The organism is Paenibacillus sp. FSL H8-0548 (assembly GCF_038630985.1).
Lineage (GTDB): Bacteria > Bacillota > Bacilli > Paenibacillales > Paenibacillaceae > Pristimantibacillus.
Map to the genome: position 1 here is coordinate 1,711,840 of NZ_CP152049.1, position 24,113 is coordinate 1,735,952.

The 24,113-nt window shown below is 47.3% G+C and carries 22 protein-coding genes; 17 read left to right on the top strand and 5 right to left on the bottom strand.

Features of this window, described 5'->3' with window-relative positions:
• Positions 1-9: 9 nt before the first annotated feature.
• Positions 10-1,167 (bottom strand): acyl-CoA dehydrogenase family protein, encoded by a 1,158-nt coding sequence (locus MHI37_RS07265; RefSeq protein ID WP_076334414.1) that lies wholly within the window; start codon positions 1,165-1,167, stop codon positions 10-12.
• Between the two features lie 290 nt (positions 1,168-1,457).
• Positions 1,458-1,619, bottom strand: coding sequence for a hypothetical protein (locus MHI37_RS07270; protein WP_179090105.1), 162 nt, complete (start codon positions 1,617-1,619; stop codon positions 1,458-1,460).
• 315 nt (positions 1,620-1,934) lie between these two features.
• Here MHI37_RS07270 and MHI37_RS07275 point away from each other — a divergent pair, with 315 nt between their 5' ends.
• From MHI37_RS07275 to MHI37_RS07300, 6 genes are all read left to right on the top strand, one after another.
• Positions 1,935-2,168 carry a hypothetical protein gene (locus MHI37_RS07275; RefSeq protein WP_076334413.1) on the top strand — a complete coding sequence of 78 codons (234 nt, stop codon included), beginning with the start codon at positions 1,935-1,937 and terminating at the stop codon, positions 2,166-2,168.
• A gap of 678 nt (positions 2,169-2,846) precedes the next feature.
• Entirely contained in the window at positions 2,847-4,970 is a 2,124-nt protein-coding gene (locus tag MHI37_RS07280) for a PBP1A family penicillin-binding protein (protein WP_076334412.1), read from the top strand.
• Between the two features lie 125 nt (positions 4,971-5,095).
• Entirely contained in the window at positions 5,096-5,530 is a 435-nt protein-coding gene (locus MHI37_RS07285; RefSeq protein ID WP_076334411.1) for an Rrf2 family transcriptional regulator, read from the top strand.
• A 131-nt stretch (positions 5,531-5,661) separates the two neighbouring features.
• The gene (locus MHI37_RS07290) at positions 5,662-6,519 is read left to right on the top strand and encodes an SDR family oxidoreductase (RefSeq protein ID WP_076334410.1); all 858 of its coding nucleotides are present in this window, start codon (positions 5,662-5,664) and stop codon (positions 6,517-6,519) included.
• Positions 6,520-7,447: 928 nt separating this feature from the next.
• A complete protein-coding gene (locus MHI37_RS07295) occupies positions 7,448-10,144 on the top strand; it encodes a DEAD/DEAH box helicase (RefSeq protein WP_083675992.1) in 2,697 nt (898 codons plus the stop codon).
• A gap of 21 nt (positions 10,145-10,165) precedes the next feature.
• Positions 10,166-11,119, top strand: a complete 954-nt coding sequence (locus MHI37_RS07300) for an SWIM zinc finger family protein (RefSeq protein WP_076334409.1) — start codon at positions 10,166-10,168, stop codon at positions 11,117-11,119.
• 953 nt (positions 11,120-12,072) lie between these two features.
• Here MHI37_RS07300 and MHI37_RS07305 read toward each other — a convergent pair.
• Together MHI37_RS07305 and MHI37_RS07310 are read right to left on the bottom strand one after the other, a co-directional pair.
• Positions 12,073-12,633 (bottom strand): LemA family protein, encoded by a 561-nt coding sequence (locus tag MHI37_RS07305; RefSeq protein ID WP_076334408.1) that lies wholly within the window; start codon positions 12,631-12,633, stop codon positions 12,073-12,075.
• Between the two features lie 46 nt (positions 12,634-12,679).
• Positions 12,680-14,428, bottom strand: a complete 1,749-nt coding sequence (locus MHI37_RS07310) for a DUF2207 domain-containing protein (protein WP_076334407.1) — start codon at positions 14,426-14,428, stop codon at positions 12,680-12,682.
• A gap of 422 nt (positions 14,429-14,850) precedes the next feature.
• On the opposite strand from MHI37_RS07310, the gene MHI37_RS07315 reads away from it, so the two are divergent.
• The 3 genes from MHI37_RS07315 to MHI37_RS07325 are packed head-to-tail and all read left to right on the top strand — an operon-like array spanning position 14,851 to position 16,418.
• A complete protein-coding gene (locus tag MHI37_RS07315) occupies positions 14,851-15,147 on the top strand; it encodes an antibiotic biosynthesis monooxygenase (RefSeq protein WP_076334406.1) in 297 nt (98 codons plus the stop codon).
• Positions 15,148-15,193: 46 nt separating this feature from the next.
• Entirely contained in the window at positions 15,194-15,604 is a 411-nt protein-coding gene (locus MHI37_RS07320; RefSeq protein ID WP_076334405.1) for a DUF4265 domain-containing protein, read from the top strand.
• A 31-nt stretch (positions 15,605-15,635) separates the two neighbouring features.
• Complete coding sequence (locus MHI37_RS07325) at positions 15,636-16,418, top strand: SDR family oxidoreductase (protein ID WP_076334404.1); 783 nt, start codon at positions 15,636-15,638, stop codon at positions 16,416-16,418.
• Positions 16,419-16,598: 180 nt separating this feature from the next.
• On the opposite strand, the gene MHI37_RS07330 is transcribed toward MHI37_RS07325, so the two are convergent.
• On the bottom strand, positions 16,599-16,847 hold the full coding sequence (locus MHI37_RS07330) for a type B 50S ribosomal protein L31 (protein WP_076334403.1): 249 nt from the start codon (positions 16,845-16,847) through the stop codon (positions 16,599-16,601).
• A 229-nt stretch (positions 16,848-17,076) separates the two neighbouring features.
• Between MHI37_RS07330 and MHI37_RS07335 the strand changes: the two genes are divergently transcribed.
• The 8 genes from MHI37_RS07335 (at position 17,077) to MHI37_RS07370 (ending at position 23,761) form a co-directional block, all read left to right on the top strand.
• On the top strand, positions 17,077-17,556 hold the full coding sequence (locus MHI37_RS07335) for a transcriptional repressor (protein WP_076334402.1): 480 nt from the start codon (positions 17,077-17,079) through the stop codon (positions 17,554-17,556).
• 292 nt (positions 17,557-17,848) lie between these two features.
• Positions 17,849-17,989: a hypothetical protein gene (locus MHI37_RS07340; protein WP_179090104.1), complete on the top strand. Its 141-nt coding sequence runs from the start codon at positions 17,849-17,851 to the stop codon at positions 17,987-17,989.
• Positions 17,990-18,020: 31 nt separating this feature from the next.
• The gene (locus tag MHI37_RS07345; protein ID WP_076334401.1) at positions 18,021-18,845 is read left to right on the top strand and encodes an ATP-binding protein; all 825 of its coding nucleotides are present in this window, start codon (positions 18,021-18,023) and stop codon (positions 18,843-18,845) included.
• Between the two features lie 18 nt (positions 18,846-18,863).
• The gene (locus MHI37_RS07350) at positions 18,864-20,063 is read left to right on the top strand and encodes a GTP-binding protein (protein WP_076334400.1); all 1,200 of its coding nucleotides are present in this window, start codon (positions 18,864-18,866) and stop codon (positions 20,061-20,063) included.
• A 22-nt stretch (positions 20,064-20,085) separates the two neighbouring features.
• On the top strand, positions 20,086-20,559 hold the full coding sequence (locus tag MHI37_RS07355; protein WP_076334399.1) for a hypothetical protein: 474 nt from the start codon (positions 20,086-20,088) through the stop codon (positions 20,557-20,559).
• An 82-nt stretch (positions 20,560-20,641) separates the two neighbouring features.
• The gene (locus tag MHI37_RS07360; RefSeq protein ID WP_076334398.1) at positions 20,642-21,667 is read left to right on the top strand and encodes an ABC transporter substrate-binding protein; all 1,026 of its coding nucleotides are present in this window, start codon (positions 20,642-20,644) and stop codon (positions 21,665-21,667) included.
• 14 nt (positions 21,668-21,681) lie between these two features.
• A complete protein-coding gene (locus MHI37_RS07365) occupies positions 21,682-22,713 on the top strand; it encodes an iron ABC transporter permease (RefSeq protein WP_076334397.1) in 1,032 nt (343 codons plus the stop codon).
• Complete coding sequence (locus MHI37_RS07370) at positions 22,706-23,761, top strand: iron ABC transporter permease (protein WP_076334396.1); 1,056 nt, start codon at positions 22,706-22,708, stop codon at positions 23,759-23,761. The genes MHI37_RS07365 and MHI37_RS07370 overlap by 8 nt, the downstream gene beginning before the upstream one ends.
• Positions 23,762-24,113: the final 352 nt, after the last annotated feature.

Sequence of the window (24,113 nt, forward strand, 5' to 3'; positions counted from 1 at the left end):
AGCAGAAATTTATAATTTCTCGTTTAAAGCAGCTGCTGCGAGGGTTTGGAGCACCATATTATCCATTGGAGGATTATGAAGGCCCGCTCGCACATCCCGGTAATATCGTTCCAAAGGTAATTTCTTGGATAAGCTGGCACCGCCGACGATCCGCATAGCGATGTCGACGACCTTGATCGCATTATTTGTTGCGACATATTTGGCTAGTCCAAGTTCAGGCCTCAGCATCGAACGGCTTTCCTTCTCCTCATCCCAGCGGTCTGCTGCTGCATATAGAAGACAACGGGCCGCTCGCAGCTCAACCTCCATCTGTCCAATGGCTTGCTGAATGGTCGCAAGCTCCGCAATGGGCCCTTGAAGATGATTCGGGCGGTACGTCTGGGCAAAGGAAAGGGCAAAATCACGCGCAGCTAATGCGATACCAAGGTAGCAGGCAGGGATATGGAGCAGCCAGCCGCCGCCGTCATCGATTCCTTTTCCAAAGAGGCGATCTTCATTAGCGGCGAACACATCATCTAATACGACATCATGGCTGCCTGTGCCGCGCATACCGATCGTATCCCATGTTTCAAGGATGCTCACGCGTTCGTTTTTATAAATAAGAAAGTCCGCTACAGCTTCTTCCTCGGGGAGGTAGGCGGTAACGACAAAACGATCAAGAATGGGTGATAGTGTGCTGAAGGTTTTACGACCTGTAATCAGATAGCCGCCGTCCACTTGCCTTGCTGTTGTTTCAGGTCTGCCTCCACGGCTTGGACTACCCGAAGAAGCTTCACTTGCAAATGTATTAATCATAGCGCCGCCCTCCACGATTGCTCGGCATAGCTTGTCGAACTGCTCTTCCGGCCATTTCCGCGTCGTTCTAAGATGCAGCACCTGACCGATATGCCAGCCTACAGCGAGTGCAGTCGAGCCGTCTCCATAAGCCAGTCGCTCCTGCAGCGCCACCATTTCATGAAGTGAAATGCCCTCTCCTCCGTACTCCTTCGGAACGGTAAGCTTTAAGTAACCGGCTTCCTTCAGGTCATCAAAATTTTCGTGTGGAAAAGAGCCCTCCAAATCGTGGACAGCCGCCCGTTCGGCGAAACGTGCAGCCAAAGCCTCTACCTGCTCGGCACGCTTTCTCTCCTCGGTATTTGTAATATATTGGTCAATTAGCCGCCCCATCTTTGCTACACTCCTTCAATCGTACATTTTTTCTCTCCTCTCATTTTAACATATGAAAGCATGAAAACGTTGGACCTATGGCAGCATTGCGGGGCGCAAAATTAATTTCGGAAAATACTATATATGTTTTCGGTTACAATAACTTTGAATTGAAGTATTATCAATAATTATCAGCACTACTTGAATCCTTGGTACAAATGATGTCATTCATTACACAACAAATAGGGACGCAGACAAAACCATTGTCTGCGTCCCAATTGTCCTTAGGGAATACTGAGATAATCTTTTTGTTAGAACATGGGGAATACATAGCGTACCAGAAAGTATAGAGCCCCAAAGAAAATGATGATATAAGCAGCATATTTAATGAATGTAGATGCAACCAAGCTGGAATCTGATTTCTTCTCAACATGACGTTCCTCAATATCTACATTGTTTTGCCTCGTTGTCATTTTAAACACTCCCTATAGTGAATCGGTTAGTATCCAATACCCTGATTAACAAGAGCTGAACCAGTTTGGCTAACCGCAGCTATCGCGGTTCTTTTGCAAAAAACGCTATTTCTCGGGAAATATTATCATTTATAGCTGTTTAGTTTATAGGCATTTCAGGCATGCTGACGCTGTGTCTCCTGATTTTAAAGGCCTGATTATGTCATTTTTGGTTCTACATTGCAATGTCTTGAATATCATAGATAACGAAGCCCTATTGTTGCAAGTACACCAATATTTTGCAAAACAATAGAATAGGGCAACAGGAGGCATAAGTTGAACGAAGCATGGAAAACGATGTGGATAAGCGCGAAGAAAAGTCAAAGCAGCAGGGAAGTTTTGTATGAAACCAATCAAACGATCGCAGAGCTGGAAACTTATTTAGAAACGAACCCGGATGATGAGATTGCACTCGTGCAGCTTCAGCAGTTTTTGACCAAACGACATCATCTCACTTTGCTTTTGACAGAAGCTTTCGATAACTGTTCACAAACCGAATTACAAGCTTGACCAAATAGTGTCAGGGCACACCAATGATGAAAAAAACAGCTTTGTGCGCTGCGTGAGTAGATCATTCTGAAGGGTCGCTGTTGCAGCCAGATTCTTTGATTTCCTAAGACATTTAAAGGTAAGAATAAGGCTGCAAAGGTGAACACTTCGTTTCTCCAGAACGATCTTCTCGCTTCGCTTACACTTCATTTTTAAGTTACATCTATATTGATGGGAAAATGTGAAAAATGCTAGAAAGCAGACAACTGCTTTCTAGCATTTTTTTGTTGTATAGGAAACTATGGATTCTCCGAATCTGTTAATAACGATGCTGTGCACGCAGCCGGAGAGGGGACAACGAAAGCTAACGGAAACCAGAGACGCTAAAGTCCCATTTTTGGTTAGCGTCACATTTTAACGGAAGTGGGAGACGCTATTCCACAGAAATGAAGCGATATCGTGTATATTTTGTGCAAATAGAGGCCCGTGTTTCCGTTACAATCTTGAAACGACATATATAGACGATTTAGCGTCTCTGGTTTCCGTTAGAAGTCTGAGCTGACGCGTCTGCGATGTGCAATCACCTGTAAGGGGGATTTTGTTCTGCATAATTGGTAAGAGTGGGTCAAACGTACTAAAAATCAACTCCTGCTGCGAATGGTATAAACAAATAGAACATGCAAACACGGGGGAACGATAATGAGAAAAAATCATGTTTTTCAGTTGAAAAAGATAAAAATAAAAAGCTTACTGCTCTTATTATTGGCTCTGCTAATTTTGGCAGTGCTCGGCGGGTGGATCATGTTCAGAGTGCTGATCGGTGCGCAGCATATTGGCCAGCTTGAGGAACCGCTGCCAGCAGCGACTATCATTTATGATCTGAGCGGTGTGGAAGCAACGCGCATCTCCTTCAATAAAATTGATGAGCTGGCGTACAGTGAAATGCCTAAGCATATGGTTGATGCTGTTGTTGCAGTCGAAGACCGGCGATATTTTGAGCATGAAGGAATGGATATGCGTGCGATCGGGCGCGCTTTTATAAAAAATTTCACGTCAGGAGGCACTGTGCAAGGAGGCAGCACAATTACACAGCAGCTTGCAAAAAACGTCTTTCTGTCGCATGAGCGAACCTGGTCAAGGAAGTGGAACGAGGTGCTTCTTGCGAAGAAAATTGAGGAGACTTACAACAAACAGGAGATTATGGAGATGTATCTCAATCAGATCTATTATGGCGAGGGCGCTTGGGGTATTAAACGGGCTGCAAACACGTATTTCGGAAAAGAGCCTAAGCAGCTTACCGTTGCAGAAGCGGCTCTGTTGGCGGGGCTAATTAAAGCTCCATCAGCACTTACGCCGTATAAGCATCTGGAGAAAGCAAAGGAAAGACGGAATGTTGTTCTTCAGCTTATGAAGGAGCAAGCGTTGATAACCGAGGACAGCTACCGAACAGCGATCAATGAGCCGGTTCAATTGTTAACCTCGAAGCCTAACCGTGTAGAGGATATCAGCTATCCTTATTATGTGGATCAGATTATACGGGAAGCTATGGGACAGTATGGGCTATCGGAAAATGAGGTGCTTCAGGGCGGACTGCGAATATATACGGAATTGGACACGAAAATGCAGCAAAAAGCGGAGCAGGTTTATGAGCAGGAAACACTCTTTCCTGAGAGCACGCCTGATCAGCTTATCCAAAGCAGTGCTGTGCTGATAGATCCTCGAACTGGCGGTATACGCGCGCTTGTGGGCGGTAGAGGGGAGCAGCCGTTTCGCGGCTTTAATCGGGCTTCGCAGCTAAAACGCCAGCCAGGCTCAACCATTAAGCCGTTAGTCGTATATACGCCTGCTTTGGAGCAGGGATATAAGCCCAGCGACGAGCTGGTAGATGAGCCAATTAATATTAGCGGTTACGAGCCTAAGAACGCAGATGGCTCCTATCACGGGAAGGTGTCCATGTATGAAGCGCTAATCCAATCTTATAATGTGCCTGCTGTGAAAATATTGCATGAGCTAGGAATTCAAAAAGGGATCGATGCCGCAGAGAGATTTGGAATTCCTCTGACCGAGAGTGATCGCACGCTGGGGCTTGCACTGGGCGGATTGCATGACGGTGTATCACCGCTCCAGCTAGCTGAAGCTTTTGGTGTATTTGCTAATGATGGCGTTCGGATGCATGCCCATGCGATAACTCGGATCGAATCTGCCGATGGTGCCGTGCTGGCGGAATTCTCTCAAAGTTCGGGCAGTGAGAAGGTAATGGAGCCTGCAATTGCCCATACGATGACAGCTATGCTTGAAGGCGTAATTAAGCAAGGAACCGGTAGTTCCGCAGCAATGAAAGACCGCACGCTTGCTGGCAAGTCAGGCACGACACAAATGCTCGGAACAACGGGCTACAGTGCCAAGGATAACTGGTTTGTTGGCTATGCGCCACAGCTTGTTGGTGCTGTATGGCTTGGCTATGATCAAAGCGATAGCACTCATTATTTATCGACGAGTTCCAAGGCTGCGGCTGTCGTATTTCAAGCGCTAATGGCTGGGGCTTTAGAGGGTGAGCCGGTGCTGAGTTTTCCTAAAGCTCAGGAGCTATTGCCGATTGCTAAGAAAAAGGAAGAGGAGAAAGAAAAGAATAAGGATAGACAACCCAAAAAGGAGAAAACATCGAAGGATAAAGATAAGGATAAGAATAAGGAAAAAGATAAAGATAAGGAAAAAGATAAACGAAAAAAGGAGAAACAGCGCGAACGCATTCAAAAATACAAGGATAAAATAGAAAAAAAAGAACGCGATAAGCGTAAGGATAAGAGTGAAGACCGTGACTAAAGCATTAAGAAAGCTGAAATGTTAGTACGCTAAGTTGGAGCTTCCGCCAAGCGATCCGTATGATCAATAGATATTGACAAAAAAACAAGAAGTAACTATGATAGTTACAACGGTGGTGAAAAGCAATGAAACAAATCAGCAGCCGCTTCTCGATGGCCGTTCATATTCTTACATTAATTGCGTTGATGCCTGGGGAATGTACCGGGGACATCATTGCAGGCAGTGTGGACACCAATCCGGTAGTTATTCGCAGAATAATGGGGATGCTTAAGAAAGCAGGATTGATTGAGGTCAGGGCCGGTGTTGGCGGAGCAACGTTGTTGAAGGAGCCTTCTGCCATTTCGTTGCTGGATGTGTATCTTGCGGTTGAGGCAACGGATAAGGGACGTTTGTTCCATATTCATAATCATCCAAATCCGCTCTGTCCTGTGGGCAGAACGATCGAGGTCTCGCTTCATGATGAACTAGCTAAGGCACAGGCGGCAATGGAGTCGCAGCTGGCAGCAACTACGATCCAGTTGATGCTCGAACAAGCGTCCGATAATAAAAGCTCAATATGAGCTTTTTTTAACGCCATAGTTGTAACTTCTATTGTTATAACATGATTAGTTACATTCTTGCCGTTGTTAGTTGTAGGATGAATGGAATCGCTTCATTTATTTTATATAAATTTATATTGGAGGTTATTATTATGAAAATATTAGTTACTGGTGCAACCGGACAATTGGGCTCGATCGTAATCGATACATTATTAAAGACAGTGCCTGCTTCCGACCTTGCGGTAAGTGTGCGCAATCCTGAGAAGGCTGAGCATATTCGGGCACAGGGCGTAGACGTTCGGCACGGCGATTTCGATCAGCCAGATACGTTGAAGAACTCATTTGCCGGAGTAGATCGCCTGTTGATCATTTCTGCCGATGGGGATAACGAAACCCGGATTCGCCAGCATCAGAATGCTGTCCATGCGGCGAAGGAAGCGGGGGTAGGCTTTATCGCTTACACAAGCGTAGGCAACGCGGACCGCAGTACGCTTGCTCTGGCAGAAGTTCATCGGGCGACTGAAAAAGCGATTTTGGAGAGCGGTATCCCGTATTCCTTCCTGCGCAACAACTGGTACGCGGAAAACGAGCTTGGCAGCTTGCAGGGCGTACTCCATGGAGCTCCTTGGCTAAATGCAGTGGGCGATGCTCGTATAGGCTGGGCAAGCCGTTATGACTACGCACAAGCGGCCGCAGTGGTATTGGCAGGAACAGCTCATGACAATACCGTGTATGAATTGGCAGGCAAGCCGCTTACGCAAGCGGAACTTGCTGTTATCGCAGGCGAGGTGCTGGGCAAAGAGGTTAACGTTGTCAACGTTGATGACACTGCGTTCGGCGAAGCTTTGAAAAGTGCCGGTCTGCCTGATTTTGTAGTATCCATGCTTGTGGATATGCAGGAGCCAATTCGTAGCGGATCGCTTGATGTGGAAAGCAACGATCTGGAGAAATTGCTGGGTCGTCCGGCTCAGCCTCTAAGCGAGGTTTTTGAAGCAGCCGTCCAGCAATAACCGAAAATACGGTTAGTTTCCTTGGATTTCCATATTACTACTTGAATGAGGGTGCCGGTCAAAGGCATGAATTTGACTAGGGCCCCCTCATATGGGTTCCAATTCGTGGCGGGATACGGTCATTCTGGTGCGATAAGACCACATAGGTGCTTATGGCAGCAAAACAGTGTACTTTCCCGGGGGATAAGCACGTATACGTGCTTATGAGGTCGAATTAGTGGTCGGTGTCGGCCATTCGAGCGCGATAAGAGCATATAGGTGCTTATGGCAGCAAAACAGTGTACTTTCCCGGGGGATAAGCACGTATACGTGCTTATGAGGTCGAATTAGTGACGGGACACGGCCATTCTGGCGCGATAAGACCACATATGTAGTTAGAATAAAAATTGGATATCTCATAATGGCTTTCGCTTGTCCATGACAGTCATGGATAATCAAAGGAAAATGGCGGTATAGGAATAGACTCCTATACCGCCATTTTTTAAAAATTCTACTATTCTCCACTAATAGCGAGCATAGCATTTTTGGGAGAGCCTCATCCGGAAGCGAATTTCTCGATTGCTTTTAACACTTTATATACTTAATCATTGCAACTTCAGTTAACTTATATTCATGCTCCCATCTGATTACTAGGTGGGGGTTATTTGGCGCTAACCTTCGTATGGAGTGCCGTGAATTGAAATGTTATCCCACTGCGCTTCTTCATAGGGTGATATCGTCGTATTTTGTGGAGTAGCATTTTTGAGATGGCTTGTTGTTGGGTCATGTTGGAAGTCTGCGGTTTATGCTTGTACATTGAAACTTTGATAATAATGTGTGAAAATATATGGGAAGACCACGCAGTTAGTTGACGACTAACTGAGATCTCGATTCGGTGAATATATGAGAAAATAAGTAAACTTGTAACTATATAGCAGGAGTGAAAACAATGCAGCAACTTAGCAAAACAGCTGTCATTACCGGCAGGGGACAGCTTATCGCCGTTCTGCTCCCAGACGAGCAATATGAGCTTGACTGGCAGGAGGGGGTATCGCAGTCCGAGTCGGAACACAGCGAGCAAGCATTTCAAGATGAGCTGTACAAACTGTTTCGTGAGGATTCGGACGGATTCCTACTGGAGCTGGCTTTAACGCGGCGGAACGAGTCGTTATCGGAGTCACTCAGATTTTTGCAGCGTGTTGGGGCAGCATTTGTGAAAGGAATGGCGCGCCATCCTGAACTGGAAGGGCAGCGTGATGCAGCTGTCGTTCCCCTTGAGAAGGAGAAAGTGCAGGAATGGCTGGCAGATGCCCCGTTTCTGATAGGAGCACAATTTTTGGATAAAAGCTTTATAGAAGAGCTTTGGAATAGCTTGCATCGCGCTTTTGCAGCTAGTGTGAACCGTCATAGCGGCAGCATGGCGCAATGGTTCGCGGATAACGGAGCTGCATTTCAGCCGGCAGGACGTGTTTATTTCCACCTCGTAGAGAGCAAGGAAGGGAGTGAATATCCCTTCTCATTCTTGTCTACCTATGCAGCAGAGGAGCAGGAGTCGGGCAAAACAAGACATTTGCCGCTTAAGCAAGCGCTGGTGGACTATGGAGAGAACAGCGGCAAGCTGCTGGAGCTGCTTTCAACGGTGCATCGGGCGGCAGAGCAAAGTGAGCTGATTAGCGAACTGGTGGAGTCCGGCGATATATTTTACCCTATTGGACTGACGTCTGATGAAGCGTACGCTTTCCTTCGTGAAGTAGCGCGATATGAGGATGCAGGCGTGTTATGCCGTATTCCAAAATGGTGGCGTAGCAAAGCCAATTCACTTAAGTTAAATGTCAGCGTTGGTGAAAAGCAGCCATCTCGTTTAAATGCAGATGCGTTGCTGAGTTTTCAGGCTGATCTTTGGCTGGGAGATGAAGCTATTTCTGTGGAAGAACTACGGCAATTGCTTGCCGAGCAGGAAGGGCTTGCACTCATTAAGGGCAAATGGGTGGAGGTCAATCATAAGCGCTTGCAGCAGGCGCTGGATGCTTACGAACGGGCAGAAAAATCGGCCGGCGGCTCAGGCTTAAGCATGATTGAGGCGATGAAGCTTCATATGAATGCGGAACGCATTTTACAAGTGGAATCGGACAAAGTCGAAGTAGAGATAACGAACGGACAATGGCTGGAAACAGTCATGGACCGATTGCGAGAGCCGGATACGATTGAAGCGCTTGGCGGTGCGGGGGAGGATTTTCAGGCAAGTCTGCGCGCTTATCAGGAACGGGGCGTAAGCTGGCTGCATATGATGAAGACGCTGGGGCTGGGCGCTTGTCTTGCAGACGATATGGGTCTCGGCAAAACGATCCAGATTATCGCGCTGCTTAATTATATTCGTAGTGTGCAGCAGGAGCGGGCCTTGCTTGTCGTTCCAGCTTCGCTTATCGGCAACTGGATGAGAGAGCTTGGCAAGTTTGCTCCTTCTCTTCATTACTACGTGTGCCATCCGTCCGAAAATAAAGAAATTCAACAAGCTGATGCACTTGGAGATGATATTCAGCTCGTCATTACAACCTACGGCATGCTGGCCAAATATGAGTGGCTGAGAGGACAAGCATGGGACATGCTTATTCTTGATGAAGCGCAAGCGATCAAAAATCCGGGCACGAAGCAAACGAAGCTGGTCAAGCAAATCGAAGCCTCTTATCGCATAGCGATGACAGGTACGCCGATTGAGAACAGGCTGGGCGATCTGTGGTCGCTGTTTGATTTTCTGAACAAGGGGCTGCTGGGGACGGTAAAAGAATTTGGCGCGTTCACGCGCGGATTGCGCGACTCTAGTGATGGTTATGGCAGACTGCGGCAGACGGTGAGTCCGTTTATTCTGCGGCGGTTAAAGACGGATCGTACCATCATTACGGACCTTCCGGACAAAATCGAGATGAAAACGTATGCGACCCTTACGAAAAAGCAGGTTGTGCTTTATAACAAGCTTGTTAAGGAATTGCAGGAGAAACTTGTTTCTTCGGAAGAAGGGATTCAGCGCAAAGGGCTGGTGCTTGCGGCGTTAATGAAATTCAAGCAAATTTGCAATCACCCCGATCAGTATTTGGGACAACAGGTATATGCGGAGCTGGACAGTGGGAAATTTGCGAGGCTGCGTGAAATATGTGAGACGATTTATGAGAAGCGGGAACGCGTCCTTATTTTTACCCAGTTCAAGGAAGTGACGGAAGCGCTGCAGGTTTTTCTAGAGCAGATTTTTCAGCATAAGGGGCTAGTCTTGCATGGAGAAACTCCAGTAGGGAAGCGACAAGAGCTGGTGGAGGCTTTTCAGGGCAAGGAGTATGTGCCGTTTATGGTGCTGTCTATTAAAGCGGGTGGAGTCGGGCTTAACTTGACGGCGGCCAATCATGTGGTTCATTTCGACAGATGGTGGAATCCGGCGGTGGAAAATCAGGCGACAGACCGTGCTTTTCGGATTGGTCAGCAGAAAAATGTTATCGTCCACAAATTTATTACGCAAGGAACGATAGAAGAGAAAATCGATCAGATCATCGAGGACAAGGTACGTCTTTCCCATGAAATCGTGCCGGATATTCAGGAGAGCTGGATAACGGAAATGGACAATGACCAACTGATGAATTTGATGAAGCTTACAGAATAGAGCTAGGGGAGTGGATGGGAAATGGCGTTCTATAACGATTTCCCCGAATATGTACCGGTTTCGGAGAAGAAGCGCAGAGCAGCTGCAGCGGTAGCAAAATTACAGAAAAAAAATGCTAAAGTATGGCCGGTGGTGATTACGGGACGTGCTATCGCAACAACCTGGTGGGGCAAGGCATGGTGCACGAATCTGGAGAGCTATGCGGATTATAGCAACCGGATTGCCAGGGGGCGCAGCTATGTAAGGCACAGTTCTGTGCTCGATTTGCAGATCACTGGCGGCAAGGCCGCAGCGCTTGTTCAGGGAAGTTCTTCTAAGCCATATAAGGTTGAGATTACTGTAGGTCCGTTGTCCGACTCGGTATGGCAGCAGATCGTCAAGGAGTGTGCGGGGAAAATAAGCTCGCTGCAGGAACTCGCCGAAGGCAAGTTTCCTGCCGGGCTGTCCGAGTTGTTTACGACGAAAGGCAAGGGCTTGTTCCCAGCGCCTAAAGATATTCGCTTGAGCTGCAGCTGCCCGGATTACGCGGTTATGTGCAAGCATGTAGCAGCGGTGCTGTACGGTATTGGTGCGAGGTTTGATCACGATTCGGCGTTGTTCTTCCAGCTTCGCAATGTGAAGATGGACGAGCTTATTTCAGCATCGCTTGCTGCGCAGTCACAAGAGATGCTGGGCAAGGGCGGTCGTCGCGGACGCCGGGTCGTGGATGATGGCGATCTGGGCAGGACGTTTGGAATTGAGCTGGATATGGGGTCTGATGACGACTCCACTTTTGTCAAAAAGCGGAGTGCAGATGGTCGAAGTGCAGGTGGAGCAGCAGAAGGTGGAGGGAAGCAGGTTTCAAAGGCAGAGCCGGAGACAGGCGGCGAGGGAACGAAGCCACGCCGAGGAAGGCCGCCGAAAAATAAGGTGGCTGCTGAGCAAGAGAAGGTAGCAGCTGATGATGCCTCGAAAAAGAGCCGCAGACGGTTGTAAGCGGCGGACTGGTCAATTGGATTAGATAAAATGTTTGTTTTTTTGAGTCGCTCCAGGTGCGAACGTGAAGCTCACATAAAATCCCTAGGACATTCGCACCTCGAAATTTGTCGAAAATGACATTTTTTATGCTCCATGGTGAAAAGTCAATATATGAGTTATACTTTTTATGGATAATAATTGTATGGAGATGAGGTGATTGATGCCTGTATGGGATCAATTAACGTCATTTTCGCTGTCGCACTCCGTGTGGAGTGCGTGGATTGAAATAAAAAGTTACGGATTTAAATGCTCAGGTCGCGGAGTCGCACTCCGTGTGGAGTGCGTGGATTGAAATTAAGTAGCCGCTGTATGATAGTTCGGTTTTGGTAGTCGCACTCCGTACGGAGTGCGTGGATTGAAATATTTGAGTACGAATATGTGCGCGGCGCATCGTAAGTCGTACTCCGTACGGAGTGCGTGGATTGAAATGATCTGCTGCTGTAACTGCTTTAGTCTGGAATCAGTCGCACTCCGTGTGGAGTGCGTGGATTGAAACCACTCGCACAAATAGCGTGCAGGCTCTTTCCGCGTCGCATCCCATACGGGATGCCAGGATATGAAACATATTCGCATTTGTTCCCGTTTACGAAAGCTTGAAATACAGATGCTCCTTTTGCGATGTCTAATCCGATATTTGGTCCCATATCGGTTCCTGTTGAACGTTAGCCGGCATATCCACGATCATTCCAACACTATAGCTTCGTTTGTGGATACGAGGCCATAAGTCTCGACTAGTTCAAATACGGTCATTAGGGGGAGAGGGGACAGTTTTTGTGTGCCCCGATGCCTTACGTTCTCCCGGCTGCCGCCATCATAGGATGACCATGAAAATAAGCCAACCAGAAATCTCTGGCTGAACTGATAATATGAGAAAGCCCTCTCACGAAGCGATTCGCGAGAGGGCTCTAAAATTATAGCTTGAATTGAAACTCAGGCAAAACCTTCTCGGTCCCATCAATTTTGAAGAAGGCTTCCTCGCGGAACCCGAACGCTCTGGCCAACAGGTTGGATGGGAAAACCGCAAGTGCGGTGTTAAACGTTTCAACCGAATCGTTAAAGAACTGTCTGGCGAACCGGATTTTATCCTCAATCTCCGCAAGCTGTTCTTTGAGATACAGGTAGTTTGTACTCGCCTTTAAGTCCGGGTAGCCCTCCGCTATGATCATCACGCGACTGAGCATAGCGGACAAATCGCTGCTGGTCGAGGCTTTATCCGTGACGGATGACGCAGTGGCGTATTTCGTTCTTAACTCCGTCATCTGATTCAGCACCGCTCTCTCGTAGCGGGCATATCCCGATACTGTTTCGATCAGATTGGGAATGAGGTCGAAACGATTTTTGAGAACGATGTCCACCTGCGACCAGCTGTTGCGAACCCGGTTGCGCAGCTCGACAAGCCGGTTGTATATAATGATGATCCATAGAAGCACGATAACGGCAATAACAATTCCAATATAACCGCCGATAGACATAAGGTTATCCTCCTTATTTGTAATACGTCATACACCATATCTGGCATCAGAACGCTCCGCGTCCTCCACCTCCGCCTCCGTCTCCACCTCCGGAAGAGAACCATCCTCCAGAATCGGAAGAACTGCTGCTAACCGATTTTTCTGATTCCGCTACCGTCTCTTTGAAGAGCTTAGTCAGATGATCGAATTCAAGAATGGCTGTTGAATGGTAGAGAGTGGTATCGACGTAGTTTCTGTCTGCCTTATTCAAGATTTTAACCCTCGTGTCCTTGATCATCTTCTTCGCTGCTCCAAGCGGAATCGCATACACGAAGTAATGATCCCATAAATGCACCTCCATCGCATCGCGTTTCTCAATACGGCTATAAGCGCGAAGAAAACGGTCGAATGCCTTCCATTTCTCGTATTCGGTCTGTCCAAGCTTCGTTCTCTGATAACGTTTAGGCTTGAAGAAGGGAAGCGGAAACGAGCAGATCAGCAGCCATCGCCAATCGTCTGTAGCAAGGAACATGAAACCGAAAAATTGCAAGAGGAAGGCGAGGATAACCCATCGATAAATACCGCTATTTATCCTCATATACTGTCGTTCAATGACGACATTCTCAACTTTCTTTTTCCATTCCCCCCATTTTCCCGGGAAATTTTGTCGCAAGGATGCTTCGAACCGAATCTCGGAGAAAGTCACCCGATCGTTTTCGCCTATCTCCTCGAAGAACCATTCCAGCAGCATCGTTTCGTGCGGCAGTAAGCCATCGGTGTTTTTTCTCATCCACTTGAAGGAATAATCATGTTTGCCGTCTCCAATCTTCGGCGAGCTCAGTTTCTCCATGGTGACGTATTTCCTTCTCACGAAGTCGAGCAGAGTCGCCATCAAATCTCTGGGCTCGATTCGGTAGTTCAGCAAAAAACTGACGACGGCAGGGGATGCGTCGGTAGGAAGCTCTCGATAATAGTCGCCCTTCCAATCCGATTTGGGCTTCTTGCGATATCGGATGTAAATTGTGAAGCCGGCCGCAAGGTTGGCGAGCAGCAGGAGCAGTGCGCCGGGTACCGTGTAATCATTCGAACTCTCCAGATTCGCGTCGTCCGATCTCCATTTCCGCTCCTCCTCCAGAATCTTATCGAGCATCGGCTCGTCGCTTATTCGCTTGCTGCCAAGTACGGTATCCGTGGGAAACAGGACTCGCGTCTCAAGCATCTGATTGGCCGGCAGCGAATCGACCTGGAAGAGAACCCATCTATCGTCTTCGACTTGAATGCTTCCGTCTAGCGGACCATGGCCGAACGTCGTGACTTCGTCCTTCATAACCCCTACTGGCAGCTCGATTTCGATATTCATCATCCCAAGCGCGTTGGCGTTCGTCTCATCGAAGAACTTCCAGTACAATTCTGCGGTGTCTGCATACACCTGTACGACGTTCTTGACTATATAAGAAATCTGGAATACCTTCGTTGTATCGACGGAATTGGAGTAAACCTTATATTGGAGCGAAGCTCCATCGCCGGATTGCTCGAATTCAAGCGGGACATTGCCTCTCTCAGATACCTCGTAAGCCTTGAATTGCTCGATCCCGTCCGATCCCGTCGTATTCAAGTCGACGAGAATTCCGTTAAAGGCGCCATCGAATCGGTATGTATCCCTTTCGGTTATTTGCATATTTCCATCGGAATCGATGATGGCGTGAATGTCGACCTTGCCGATCTCAAACGAACGTTCTTCTGCACTTGCGGGTGAGACGGACAGAAGGAAGAATAGGGATAAAAGAATTCCAAAGACTTTAGACCCAATAGGCATAAGCAGCAGTTCCTCTCCGACAAAGTAATATAGTCGATTTTCCCTTGATTTCACTTTGGGGGAATGAATGACGTATAGTTCTAATGACATATATCGGCAAAGCAAAAGCAATATTATAGTGATTGTCGTAATTTACGGGGTGCATGGATTGAAGTTCACTCATTTGCTCATTGTGCTCTGGTCGGTGCTCCTAAGTAGGTTAATATGCTATACGTTGCCACGGAGAAGTGGTGGGGAAAAACTCCCGCTAAAACAGATGATACGGATCGAATTTCGATTATAATGGGAATAACTCCAATATTCCATGTAACTAGCTAATCCAGACGGAAATTGGGCTAATTAACTGGAGAAATTTCTGCTAACTGTTGTAGTTTTTTTGCGATTTTTCGTATATGCTAGATTTAGCTGAAAGGAATGTTTCTATGATCTTAGAGGTAGCTATGTTACAAGTAAAAGAGGGGCTCACGGAAGAGTTTGAGCTTCAGTTCAAGAAAGCTTCAGCCATCATATCCAGTATGAAGGGCTACATAAGTCATGAGCTTCAGAAATGTATAGAAGCGGACCATAAATATATTTTGCTAGTCAAATGGGAGACACTAGAAGATCATACGGAGGGGTTCCGTGGCTCGGCACAGTATTTGGAGTGGAAAAGACTGCTTCATCATTTTTACGATCCGTTTCCGACCGTCGAGCATTATGAGAACATTGACCTTCGTTAACAGCTAGCAGCTGAGCTTATGATTAAATTGAAATCAGACATAGAGGGTGAATAACATTCAAGATTTTATACCATTGCATCTCTGCTTCGATGGTGTTGGTCGAGAGGTTGAGGTATTAGATGTCATTCAGATAGCTGAAGATATCTATAGAATTGAAGAAAATCCTGTTTTCACAGAAAACATTGCTTTTGGCGACGTCATTCGTGTAAAGGCGCTTAAGGATGCTTCCTTGTACATAGAAACAATTGAAAAATCACAATTTTCCAGACATAATTGGCTGCTAAGCAAAGAGGTAATTTATTCCTTGGAGCTGAAAGTTTTGAAAAATAAAATCCGAGACTGCGGAGGCAAATCCCAGCAAGTATTCGGAGGTATATTTATTGTAAACATGCCTGCACATACAGGGATCGACATCAACGAAGAGGTGCAAAGGGTAATCAACGCGGTTCAAAAATAAGTTTTGCGAGCAGAGATGGAGGGAAAGTACGATGGAGCTTGGTGTAAGAGGGAAGATAGCTATTATTACAGGTGGAAGCAAAGGGATCGGTCTCGCAACAGCATTGCTGCTGGCTGCAGAAGGTGCAGAGGTTGCCATTGTAGCTAGAGAGGCGGAAGCGCTGCAAAGCGCAGTAAACCAAATTAGAGAGCAGACAGGCAAAGAGGCACTTGCGATCAGTGCTGATGTGTCTAAAGCGGAAGAGGTAGAGCGGGCAGTTGCGGAGACTGCAGCACATTTTGGAGGCATTCAAATTTTAGTAAATAATGCTGGTACCTCTGCGGCACGTCCGTTCGAGCAGGTGGAGACAGCGGCATGGTCAGCGGATCTCGATTTGAAGCTATTTGGTGCTGTGAATTTCTCGCGTGCGGTATTGCCCTTTATGCGACAAGCGGGCGGTGGAGCGATCGTCAATGTGACGGCCATTGGCGGAAAAACGCCAGGCGCATCCTCGTTGCCGACTTCCGTTAGTCGTGCGGCAGGCTTAGCGCTTACGAAAGCGATGAGCAAGGATCTTGCTGCTGACCGGATACGCGTGAATGCGGTGTGCATCGGGCTCATACGGAGCGCTCAAATCGAGCGGATGTGGCAGGCGAAATCACCTGAGCTAAGCTGGGATGAATTTGCAGCAGATGCTCGTCACGGCATACCGCTTGGACGGATAGGCAGCGCGCAGGAAGCGGCGAATGTAATCGGCTTCCTCGTATCGGACGCAGCCTCCTTCGTCACCGGAACCTCGGTAAATATTGACGGCGGCATCTCAACAGTGCTCTAGTTTCATCGTGTAAATACAGGAAGCTCCTTGCAAAGAGCCGGATCGTACGGCATCTTGCTCGGAGCTCCTTTTTTTCATATATAAGATTTATAAGTTTTCAATTATAAATAGGCTTATATATCACTGCGAAACGAGCTTTGCCTTTAAGGACGGCGACAGCCGTTTACGCTTGCTTACAGCTTATTTCTTTTGTTGAGCCCGTTGGTTAAAGCGGTCAACACGGCCGCCTTTATCCGTATTGCGTTGTTTGCCTGTATAGAAAGGGTGCGAAGCAGAGCTTGTATCTACACGAATTACCGGGTAGCTGTTGCCATCTTCCCATTCCATTTTTTCATTGGAAGACTTTGTAGAGCCTGTCAAAATTTTGTACCCGCTGCTCACATCAAAAAACAGAACCTGATGGTAAACCGGATGTATACCGTCCTTCATTACACTCACTCATCCTTTATTAGTAATACTTACGAAAAACTGTAGTTTAATCATATGCGATAGTCGTTATTAAAGTCAAGGATATAGGGTAAACGCGGTATTAAAATATGGTATTTGCTAAATTCGAAAAAATGTACTAGCATTAAATTATAATTATTCTAAAAGAAAGCCTTTACATAGATAGTCTTATATTTATGTTCAGGCTTTTCAATAAAGGAGGTATCCCTGTATGTTGAATATAACAGCAGAAATGGATCGTATAAATCGCCATTTATTGGCAAATGGATACAAGCTAACGACTCAACGGGAAATAATATTACAGGTGCTGCTTGAGAACGAAGCAGATCATTTGAGCGCAGAAGGCGTCTACATGCTCGTTAAGCAAAAACATTCGGTCATTGGCCTAGCTACCGTATATCGGACACTGGAGCTGCTGGCAGAGCTGCATGTCGTAGAAAAAATGAATTTCGGTGATGGGGTAGCTCGTTATGATCTTCGCGGCGAAGAAGATAAACATATGCATCATCATCTGATATGCAATGAATGCGGCTCGCTGAAGGAAATTAAGGAAGACTGGCTATTTGAGATCGAGCAGCGGATTGAGAAGGAGTTCGGTTTTAAGGTCATCGACCATCGGCTTGATTTTACCGGAACCTACAAAACCTGCGACCAAGCGAATTGCAAGCGGACGCGCAAGGCGGTTTCTTAAAATATAGGAAAGTATATCATTTCGCTATACTTTCTCTATATTTCTGGGAATGAAACGCGCCACCGCCATAAGGACGGCGTTTTCGTTTCTTCTTAATTGCTTTTATCTGATGCGTATGATCAAGGGGCGTGGAGTTCATTAATGAACTAGCGTCATCTTAAAGAGCATTTATAAAAATAGGGACTGTCCTTAAGCGGATTACGCTTAACGGGACAGTCCCTATTTACGTAGATCCATCTGTTCTGCGACAGGAAGGAGCGCTCCGCTAACTAATGATAACAGGAGCAAGCTCATGCTCACAAAGCATGAGCGATTTGGGACACTGCGCAATCGCGGCTGCTCTGAGAAAGTACAGGAGAAATCTCCCGCAGCTGAAAACCATTTGCAAATCGTAATCATTCTGATATACTTAAATAGTAAACATTACGATTAAATGAAGATCAGCTAAAGGAGCCCTATCTAGAATGAGTAAAAACAACAATAACCGTCTTCCGAGAGCCAAGGGGTCGGAGATGGCTGCGTTTTATACACCAAAGGATTGTGCGCGCAAGGTGAAGCGCATCGTGTTTCAGCCGGAAAACCGGAGAATTATAGAAGAGTTTCTCACGATCCTTGAGATGAAGGAGAAATTTGTTGAGCATGATGTGCCGATTCCGAACAAAATTGTTATGTTTGGTCCTCCAGGCACAGGGAAGACGCTAACTGCTTTTTATATGGCTCAGCAGCTTGATATTCCGCTTGTGCTTGTACGACTGGATACGATTATACATAGCCATCTAGGGGAGACCGCGAGCAATGTGCGAAAAATATTCGAGTATGCGAAGGCATCTCCTTGTGTGCTGTTTCTAGATGAGTTTGATGCGATCGCGAGGACGCGTGACAACAATGATGAGGTAAAGGAAATGGCAAGGGTCGTCAACACGCTGCTGCAATGCTTGGACGAGTTTGAATGCGGCAGTATTTTTATGGCTGCAACGAACTTGCAAGAGGAGCTGGATCACGCGGTATGGCGCAGATTTGATACGAAAATGACCTATGGCATGCCCGATGACGTAACAAGAAATGAGTATCTCCGATTGTTGATTGGAGATTTCAATCAAGAGCAGCAAACGCTGCAGTTTGCCAGCTCGTCGTTAAAGGGATGCAGCTTCGCTGATATGGAGCAAATTGTGTTGAAGGCCAAGCGAAAGGCGATAATCGAAAGCACGCTGCTCAGTGCGGAGCATATTCAGTATTCCCTAGAGGAGTATAAGCCGCATTTGAATACAGAAGAGCTTCAAATAAATTAATCCAAGAGGAGTAAAAAAATGAAGATGCAAGCGGCAGAACATAAAATTCCGGTTACTGTGCTTAGCGGTTATTTAGGAGCGGGTAAAACAACGATACTAAACCACGTGCTGAATAATCGGGAAGGGCTGAGAGTCGCCGTTATCGTCAATGATTTAGGCGAGGTGAATATTGATGCGGATCTGATACGCGATGGCGGAGGTCTGAGCCGGACAGAAGAATCACTTGTTGAAATGTCCAATGGCTGCATTTGCTGCACGCTGCGGGATGATTTATTGCAGGAGGTGGAGCGTCTCGCGCTGGAAAAGCGTTTTGACTATATTTTGATCGAATCAACGGGCATTGGAGAGCCGGTTCCAGTTGCTCAAACCTTTACCTATGTAGACGAGGAGCAAAATATTGATTTATCTAAGCTGACAAGGCTTGATACGATGGTTACGGTCGTAGATGCGGTTAATTTTTGGAATGACTTTAATACGAAGGAAACGTTGCTGGATCGGGAGCAGGAGGCGGGAGAAGGAGACACGAGGGGCGTCGTCCACCTCTTGATTGAGCAGATTGAGTTTTGTGATGTGCTCGTTATTAATAAATGTGATATGGTTAGCGAATCAGAGCTGGAGAGACTTGAATTGACGCTGAAGGGGCTTCAGCCTAGAGCTAGGATTGTAAGAGCAAGTCGTGGCGGCGTAAACCCAAAGGATATTTTGAACACGCAGCTCTTTGATTTTGAGGAGGCAAGTCAATCAGCGGGTTGGATCAAGGAGCTCCAGAAGGAGGAGCATACGCCAGAGACTGAGGAATACGGCATTGCCACTTTCATTTATAAACGAAAAACCCCCTTTCATCCGGAGCGCCTGCTGAAGTGGCTTGCGAAATGGCCGAGGACGATCGTGCGCTCGAAAGGTTTAATGTGGATCGCAACGCGGAATAATATGGCTGTGACGTTCAGTCAGGCGGGGGTATCCAGGCAATTGTCACCAGCAGGTCTCTGGGTTGCTGCGCTGTCAGAGGAAGAGCGATTTTCCTATTTTGGCAGTGAATACGAGAAGACGGCAGATTGGGATGACAAGTGGGGGGATCGGGTCACGAAGCTTGTATTTATCGGCATTGAGATGGATCGGATGGGTATTGCAGCTTCGCTTGATGAAGCATTGCTGACACCTGAAGAGATGGACGGAAACTGGCGGGACCTTAAGGATCCGATTCCGAATTTCTCGTAAGGACAAAAAAGGAGTGCAGCTTATGGACAATATCGCCTTGGACGACAATATGGAGCGCGTAATAAGCCAGCATTCGGAGGCGCAGTGGGAGCGAAGAGATGCGGAGCTGGCCGCTTGGGCAGAACGCGAGAAGCTGAAGAAAAAGGATAAGCTCACGGTGATGCTGGAATCGGTTGCTGTGGATGCAGAGCTGCATCCCGCGCTCGCGCTGCTTCGCCGCATGCAAATACCTACAGAGTTTTCTTGCGCTGGAGTGAGTGTGCAAGATGATCCGCTGGAGCATTCCTTGTACGCCTATATTACGTTCCATGCCTCTGAGCAGACGGAGGAATTTGTTCGGTTTGCCGCTCTTTTTATGAAGCATAGATTGCTTGTTACGTTTGAGCCATCACGTGCTCGCTATGATCTATCCTCTTTTTTTATAGGTCATAATCGTTCTTTTTGCCTGCTGATGCAGCGCTGCGCTGAGGCTTATCAGCAATATGTAAACAGATAATGGTTGATAGCGGTAACGGATTACTTTACTTCTTTGCAAATCGTAATAATTACACTTAATAACAAATAAGGGGACTTATAAAATGAATCGTAAAAAAATGTTCGTCATCAGTTTGCTTCTAGCTGCCGCTTTAATGGTTTCCGCTTGCGGGAACGCGGTAAATGATAGCTTGGAGCATACCTCGCCCGCAGGGCAAGCAACGACTGCTCCGGCTGCTGAAGAACCAACTGCCGTATTTGAGCCGCAAACCGTTGTAGATGCTACCGGAACAGTGTTGGAAATTCCTGCTGAAGTAACTAAGATTGTCTGTATTGTATCCCTATGCGTTGACGTATTGGCAGAGCTTGGGCTTGAGCCCGCTGCTATTGCAGAGAGCGGTGTTCGGACAATTGCGACACAGCCTGAATTTTACGGTATAAAAGGGGAATCTTTCGCATCCATTGGAGGCAGCTTCTTCGAACCAAACCTTGAGGATATTGTTACGGCTAAGCCTGAGCTCGTCATTGGATTGATGGGGGTACATGATGCTCTGCGAGAAGGGCTGGATGGCGTTGCGCCGATTTATCTTGCTAATCCGAAAACCTATACGGATTCACTTGCAGTGTTGGAGACGATCGGAAAGCTGACCGGTAAAACGGCTGAGGCTAAGGCTGCTGAAGAAGCCTTTCTTGCCAAGCTGGAGGCGGCAAAGAAGAAGTCGCCAAAGGACAAGAAAGCACTAATTATGTACGGGTCTGATGTGAATTTTGCCATCGTAACCGATAGCGGACTTGGCGGAACAATATTGAAGGAGGTAACTGCATACCCTTGGAGGGTTAATGATCCATCGGAAGATCCGTACGGGGATGGCAGCATTCAGTATTCATTAGAAAAGCTGCTGGAACAAAATCCAGACATCATTTTTGTGGAAAGTTATTCTTATAGTCCAGGTACGAAGCCGCTTTCCGAGCAAATGAAAGAGCTGCCGCTATGGAGCAAGCTCAAGGCGGTTCAAGAGGGTAAGGTAATCGAAGTGCGTTCACCCGTTTGGGGAGATGGTCGAGGAACTCGCTCCTTGGGCATTTTATTGGATGAATCACTTGAATACATGTACCCGGATTTGTTTTAGGAGGAAGTGACTGCATGCAAGAGGGTACACATGTACACACAATCGGAAGAAGAAGCATTCTTCTTCCGATTTTTTTATTTGGCCTGCTCTTTATGACGACAGGAATTATTCATTTAAAGTATGGTTCTCCGGCTATGACATGGGCGGAGCTGCTTGCTGCTATTTTTTCCAATACCGAAGTGGATCTCCATCGGACGATCGTGTGGGAAATGCGAATTCCGCGCATTGTGCTTGGCTTTCTGGTGGGGACGATGCTGGGTGCTGCGGGAACTATGATGCAGGGGGCAATGAATAATAAGCTGGCGGGACCGGAGCTGCTTGGGATATCATCGGGTGCCTCGCTTGCAATGGCGGCAATTACGGTGCTCCATTTGCCCATATCTGTTCTTGTTCATCCCGTTGTCGCTTTAATCGGAGGATTGTTAGGAGGCTTTAGCGTCGTGCTTGCATCCAGAGGGAGCCGCGGAACTGTAGGCATGCTGCTTATTGGAATGTCCGTATCGGCAATACTGAATGGCCTGCTCATTATTCTGATTGCTCTTGGAACAAGCAATGACGTCAATCTACTCTATACTTACTTGCTCGGCTCGCTTGCCAATCGCAATTGGAGCCATGTGCTGCGCATGCTGCCATGGACAGCAGCTGTTTTGCCGCTGGCTTTCCACTTTACCCGTACGCTTAATGTTCTTCAGCTTGGTGATGAAGCGGCGGCTGGGCTAGGCGTTCAGGTGCAGCGCTCGCGGCTGATGATTCTTGTGCTTTGCACTGGATTAGTTGCCATAACCGTTGCGCAATGCGGGCCTATAGGCTATGTGGCATTACTTGCGCCGCATTCAATTCGCAGCATGGTAGGCTCAGACGATAACCGTTTGGTGCTGCCTTTATCGGCATTATGCGGGGGGATACTGTTAATGACTGCAGATACCGTTGCCCGCTTGCTGCTATATCCGATGGAAATTCCTGTGGGCGTGTGGACGACGCTGCTTGGCGGGGCATTTTTCTTATTCTTTTTTATTAAACGGCAGGGTGGCGGAGTAAATGCTTAACGATCAGCAGACGACAGCGGCTCGGGTTCAAAAGCGGCAGATGTCTGTTATGTTGTTGCTGCTAGGAATTTGCATAATGTTCGTGCTGCATATCGGGCTTGGCAAAACGATGCTGACACCTGAGGAAGTTATGCGAGCGCTATTTGACCGGGGCGGAGATGAAGGATTCCGGCACATCGTGTGGAATTTACGACTGCCGCGTGCGCTAATTGCGATTGTGGCCGGCATGATGCTCGGAACAGCGGGTGCTATTTTGCAGGTAATTATGCGCAATCCTTTAGTTGAGCCAGGGCTTATCGGTGCATCAGCGGGTGCTGTATGTTTTGCTGTCCTCTGGATGAGCTATGCATCTGACGCTTTCACCAAAGCAGTGCCGCTTCCATTCGTCGCATTAATAGGCGGTCTTGGAGCGGTCATGCTGGTTTATGCCTTAAATGCACGTCAGCAGAGCAATGGTGCGCGTCTTGCTCTTATCGGTGTCATCATGACAGCAATATTGCAATCGGCTGTATCGCTGCTTCTGCTTCAAAATCAGCGGGGGTTATCTACCATTTTCTTGTGGTCATTCGGCTCGCTTAACGGCAGAGGCTGGAGCAGCTGGTCGATGCTTTGGCCATGGGCTGCTCTTGGACTGCTGCTCGCTATGTTATATTCGCGACAGGCGGAACTTTTGCAGCTCGGAGATATGACAGCTAGGGGACTCGGCCTGGCCGCAAACCGCTCGCGCTTTATTTTGCTTGTTGTCGCTTCGGCTTTAACAGCCGCATCTGTATCTGTTGTAGGCGCTATTGGCTTCATTGGACTCATTGGGCCTCATATTGCTGCGTTGCTTGTCGGCAGGAGACCCATCTACTTGTTTCCAGTCAGCGCGCTCCTAGCCGCATTTCTCCTGCTCGCATCCGACTGGATTGCTCAGAGCATTACGCTTAGACTGTCTTTTCCAGGAATGGAGAATCACTTGACTAGCTTGCCAGTCGGCGCGGTTACTACGCTGCTTGGAGCACCATTCTTTCTCTACCTGCTGCGTAAAGCTTTAGTGAAAAAGTAAGAGAGCTGCCGAGGGCATGCAAGTGAGAGTTAATTGCTATATAACTTGAACTTAAAAAAATGAAGATTTAGCGAAGCGAGAAGATCGTTCTGGAGAAACGAAGTGTTCGCCTTTGCAGCCATATTCTTACCTTTAAATGTCTTAGTAAATCAAAGAATCTGGCTGCAACAGCGATCGTAAGAATGATCCTCTCGCGCAGCGACCAAAACGTAAATGTTTAGTTCAACTTATATAGGACAGAAAATTATTTTCGACTGTGAAGAATTTAGGAGCTACCGAAGGTCGTGGACCAGACGGGAAGCTTCTTTTTTTTATGGCTGGACCGTTGAAATCTGACAGCTGTCGACAGAAA

Excerpts from the sequence above, each read along its gene's own strand:
- MHI37_RS07265 (WP_076334414.1), bottom strand. The coding sequence starts at position 1,167 with ATGGGGCGGCTAATTGACCAATATATTACAAATACCGAGGAGAGAAAG.
- MHI37_RS07270 (WP_179090105.1), bottom strand. The coding sequence starts at position 1,619 with ATGACAACGAGGCAAAACAATGTAGATATTGAGGAACGTCATGTTGAG.
- MHI37_RS07280 (WP_076334412.1), top strand. The coding sequence starts at position 2,847 with ATGAGAAAAAATCATGTTTTTCAGTTGAAAAAGATAAAAATAAAAAGC.
- MHI37_RS07285 (WP_076334411.1), top strand. The coding sequence starts at position 5,096 with ATGAAACAAATCAGCAGCCGCTTCTCGATGGCCGTTCATATTCTTACA.
- MHI37_RS07290 (WP_076334410.1), top strand. The coding sequence starts at position 5,662 with ATGAAAATATTAGTTACTGGTGCAACCGGACAATTGGGCTCGATCGTA.
- MHI37_RS07295 (WP_083675992.1), top strand. The coding sequence starts at position 7,448 with ATGCAGCAACTTAGCAAAACAGCTGTCATTACCGGCAGGGGACAGCTT.
- MHI37_RS07300 (WP_076334409.1), top strand. The coding sequence starts at position 10,166 with ATGGCGTTCTATAACGATTTCCCCGAATATGTACCGGTTTCGGAGAAG.
- MHI37_RS07305 (WP_076334408.1), bottom strand. The coding sequence starts at position 12,633 with ATGTCTATCGGCGGTTATATTGGAATTGTTATTGCCGTTATCGTGCTT.
- MHI37_RS07310 (WP_076334407.1), bottom strand. The coding sequence starts at position 14,428 with ATGCCTATTGGGTCTAAAGTCTTTGGAATTCTTTTATCCCTATTCTTC.
- MHI37_RS07315 (WP_076334406.1), top strand. The coding sequence starts at position 14,851 with ATGATCTTAGAGGTAGCTATGTTACAAGTAAAAGAGGGGCTCACGGAA.
- MHI37_RS07325 (WP_076334404.1), top strand. The coding sequence starts at position 15,636 with ATGGAGCTTGGTGTAAGAGGGAAGATAGCTATTATTACAGGTGGAAGC.
- MHI37_RS07330 (WP_076334403.1), bottom strand. The coding sequence starts at position 16,847 with ATGAAGGACGGTATACATCCGGTTTACCATCAGGTTCTGTTTTTTGAT.
- MHI37_RS07335 (WP_076334402.1), top strand. The coding sequence starts at position 17,077 with ATGTTGAATATAACAGCAGAAATGGATCGTATAAATCGCCATTTATTG.
- MHI37_RS07340 (WP_179090104.1), top strand. The coding sequence starts at position 17,849 with ATGCTCACAAAGCATGAGCGATTTGGGACACTGCGCAATCGCGGCTGC.
- MHI37_RS07345 (WP_076334401.1), top strand. The coding sequence starts at position 18,021 with ATGAGTAAAAACAACAATAACCGTCTTCCGAGAGCCAAGGGGTCGGAG.
- MHI37_RS07350 (WP_076334400.1), top strand. The coding sequence starts at position 18,864 with ATGAAGATGCAAGCGGCAGAACATAAAATTCCGGTTACTGTGCTTAGC.
- MHI37_RS07355 (WP_076334399.1), top strand. The coding sequence starts at position 20,086 with ATGGACAATATCGCCTTGGACGACAATATGGAGCGCGTAATAAGCCAG.
- MHI37_RS07360 (WP_076334398.1), top strand. The coding sequence starts at position 20,642 with ATGAATCGTAAAAAAATGTTCGTCATCAGTTTGCTTCTAGCTGCCGCT.
- MHI37_RS07365 (WP_076334397.1), top strand. The coding sequence starts at position 21,682 with ATGCAAGAGGGTACACATGTACACACAATCGGAAGAAGAAGCATTCTT.
- MHI37_RS07370 (WP_076334396.1), top strand. The coding sequence starts at position 22,706 with ATGCTTAACGATCAGCAGACGACAGCGGCTCGGGTTCAAAAGCGGCAG.